Below are 2,593 nucleotides of genomic sequence, written 5' to 3'. Positions count from 1 at the left end.
CTTCCTAGTATGAAGAAAAGATGTACCTTTGCAGCAAATTTTTGAGGACCATATATTTTATCAATTAGAGGTATGATCATAGTTGGAAATTCGTTCAGAAGATTCTTTCATTTAGCATTGTTGTTTTGTTCCTTTGGAGCTTTTGCTCAGGATCAGCATACGCATTCTTCGGAAGCCCCCGAAGATACTAGTTTCGATGCTACCAAATTAATTAATAGTCACATTAATGATTCCCACGAATTTCATATTGCAGACTGGAATGGTAAGGCGATTTCACTTCCACTTCCTGTAATATTATGGACCGAAAATGGGTTGGTCACTTTTATGTCCTCTGAATTTCATCATGATGAACAAGGGAAGGTTGTTGTAGAACGAGGTGATCAAAAGTTTGTTCGTTATCAAGATGAGATTTACTATGCAGATGCCAACGGAACAGTGTCCTTTGATCAAGAAGGGTCTGTGGCCAATAGCAGACCGCTTAACTTCTCCATTACAAAGAATGTCTTTACATTAATGATCACAGCAATAATTATGTTGTTGGTCTTTATTCCCATTGCAAATTCATACAAAAAGAACAACAGAGCACCAAAGGGAATTTCAGGCTTTTTAGAGCCGCTAATCATCTTTGTGCGTGATGATATTGCGATTCCTAATATCGGAGAGAAAAAGTATCAGAAGTATATGCCGTATTTATTGACTGTTTTCTTTTTGATATGGCTAGGAAATTTAATTGGATTAATTCCATTTTTTCCATTCCAAGGAACTCTTACAAACGATATTTTATTTACAGGAGTTCTGGCAACCTTTACTTTTCTAATCACCATATTTAGCGGAAATAAAGGATACTGGGGTCATATTTTTGCAACACCAGGTGTTCCAAAATGGCTATTGCCTATTATGATACCTGTAGAGGTTTTAGGGATGTTTACAAAACCGTTTTCATTAATGGTTCGTTTGTTTGCAAACTTAACCGCAGGGCACATCATCATATTGAGTTTGATGGCGCTTATTTTTATTTTTGAAACTGCCTGGATTTCACCAGTATCGATCGCCTTTTCATTGTTTATGTATGGATTGGAGTTGTTAGTGGCGGCTTTACAGGCGTATGTATTTACGCTTCTTTCGGCGCTGTTCATAGGACAGGCTGTCGAGGAGCATCATTAATAGTGAGTTTTAATTAGTAACTATATAAATTTTAAACTATGATTTTAGCTGGAATAGGAGCTGGATTAGCTGCAATCGCTGCAGGTATTGGTATCGGTAAAATTGGTGGATCTGCGATGGATGCTATTGCACGTCAACCAGAAGCAGCTTCAAAAATTCAAACTGCTATGATTATTTCTGCTGCACTTATTGAAGGTGTTGCGCTTTTCGCAGTAGTTGTTGCGCTAATTACAGCGTAATTTTTGAAAATTAAGTCGTGCTGTAACGGTTGGTTGCAGCATGATTTACTTGAAACATTAGAAACGTTATTTAATATTTTATATAATGAATATTACACATCCTGAAAGTTTAATATTTTGGTCAGTAATTGTTTTTGCTATTCTATTTATACTGCTTAGAAAGTATGCTTGGTCTCCTATTTTAGGAGCTGTTAAAGGCAGAGAAGAGTCTATCAACAGCGCTTTAGATGCTGCAGAAGATGCTCGTAAAGAGGTGCAAAACCTAAAAGCAGATAACGAAAAACTACTTCAAGAGGCACGAATCGAAAGAGATGCTATGCTTAAAGATGCTCGTGAGATCAAAGATAGAATGATTGCTGAGGCCAAAGAAACCGCACAAGCGCAGGCAGATAAGATTATCAAGCAAGCGCAGGTGGTCATAGAGGGTGAGAAGCAAGCAGCTGTTGTTGAATTGAAACAACAAGTAGCTAGTCTATCTGTTGAGATTGCTGAGAAAATTGTTAAAGAACAATTATCTGATCAAGAAAAGCAGTTGAAATTGGTAGACACGATGTTGGATCAAGTGACTTTAAACTAGAAGTATGAAAGGTACAAGAGCGGCAATTAGATATGCAAAAGCTGTGCTGGCACACGCTAAGGAGCAACAAGCCTTAGACGTGGTCAACCAGGACATGAAGTCTATCTCGGCTACACTGAACGGGAATACAGATTTACAGCATGTGCTTCAAAGTCCTGTGATTAAACTTTCTAATAAAAAGGCAGTTCTTAAGGAGGTTTTTTCTTCAGTAAACACCACTACTGAAGGTTTGATCAATCTTTTAGTAGAGAACAATCGTATAGATCTTCTTGGGGCGATCGCTGAAAAATACGGGGAACTATACGATGCCTTAAAAGGAATTCATAAGGCTACAGTTACCACGGCAGTACCATTGTCTGGAGAACTAGAAAAAAAAGTGTTGCTTAAAGTGGAGGAATTAACTGGCGGAACAGCACAACTGGAAAATAAAATTGACCCAACAATCATTGGTGGTTTCATATTGCGCGTAGGAGATTTACAATACAATGCAAGTGTAGCGAACCAATTGAATAATTTAAAAAGAGATTTAGTAAATAACTCTTACGTAGCACAATAATTAAAATAAAGGCAGGGTGTATTGCTAAAAAAACATCCACAATTTAAATACTAAAAA

The 2,593-nt window shown here is 37.3% G+C and carries 4 protein-coding genes; all 4 read left to right on the top strand.

The window, feature by feature from the left end; all coding sequences use genetic code 11:
* Nucleotides 1–72 precede the first annotated feature (72 nt).
* Nucleotides 73–1,164, top strand: a complete 1,092-nt coding sequence (gene atpB, locus VKY50_RS06830) for a F0F1 ATP synthase subunit A (protein ID WP_324300189.1) — start codon at nucleotides 73–75, stop codon at nucleotides 1,162–1,164.
* A 38-nt stretch (nucleotides 1,165–1,202) separates the two neighbouring features.
* On the top strand, nucleotides 1,203–1,403 hold the full coding sequence (gene atpE / locus VKY50_RS06825; protein ID WP_324300187.1) for an ATP synthase F0 subunit C: 201 nt from the start codon (nucleotides 1,203–1,205) through the stop codon (nucleotides 1,401–1,403).
* Between the two features lie 85 nt (nucleotides 1,404–1,488).
* Complete coding sequence (locus VKY50_RS06820) at nucleotides 1,489–1,980, top strand: F0F1 ATP synthase subunit B (protein ID WP_324300186.1); 492 nt, start codon at nucleotides 1,489–1,491, stop codon at nucleotides 1,978–1,980.
* 4 nt (nucleotides 1,981–1,984) lie between these two features.
* Nucleotides 1,985–2,536, top strand: coding sequence for an ATP synthase F1 subunit delta (gene atpH, locus VKY50_RS06815; protein WP_324300184.1), 552 nt, complete (start codon nucleotides 1,985–1,987; stop codon nucleotides 2,534–2,536).
* Nucleotides 2,537–2,593: the final 57 nt, after the last annotated feature.

The organism is Galbibacter sp., assembly GCF_035306585.1.
Classification (GTDB): Bacteria; Bacteroidota; Bacteroidia; order Flavobacteriales; family Flavobacteriaceae; genus Galbibacter.
This window is presented reverse-complemented; position numbering and strand designations above follow the sequence as displayed.

What these genes read in the sequence shown, in the direction of transcription:
- atpB (WP_324300189.1), top strand. Translation starts at nt 73, where the DNA reads ATGATCATAGTTGGAAATTCGTTCAGAAGATTCTTTCATTTAGCATTG.
- atpE (WP_324300187.1), top strand. Translation starts at nt 1,203, where the DNA reads ATGATTTTAGCTGGAATAGGAGCTGGATTAGCTGCAATCGCTGCAGGT.
- VKY50_RS06820 (WP_324300186.1), top strand. Translation starts at nt 1,489, where the DNA reads ATGAATATTACACATCCTGAAAGTTTAATATTTTGGTCAGTAATTGTT.
- atpH (WP_324300184.1), top strand. Translation starts at nt 1,985, where the DNA reads ATGAAAGGTACAAGAGCGGCAATTAGATATGCAAAAGCTGTGCTGGCA.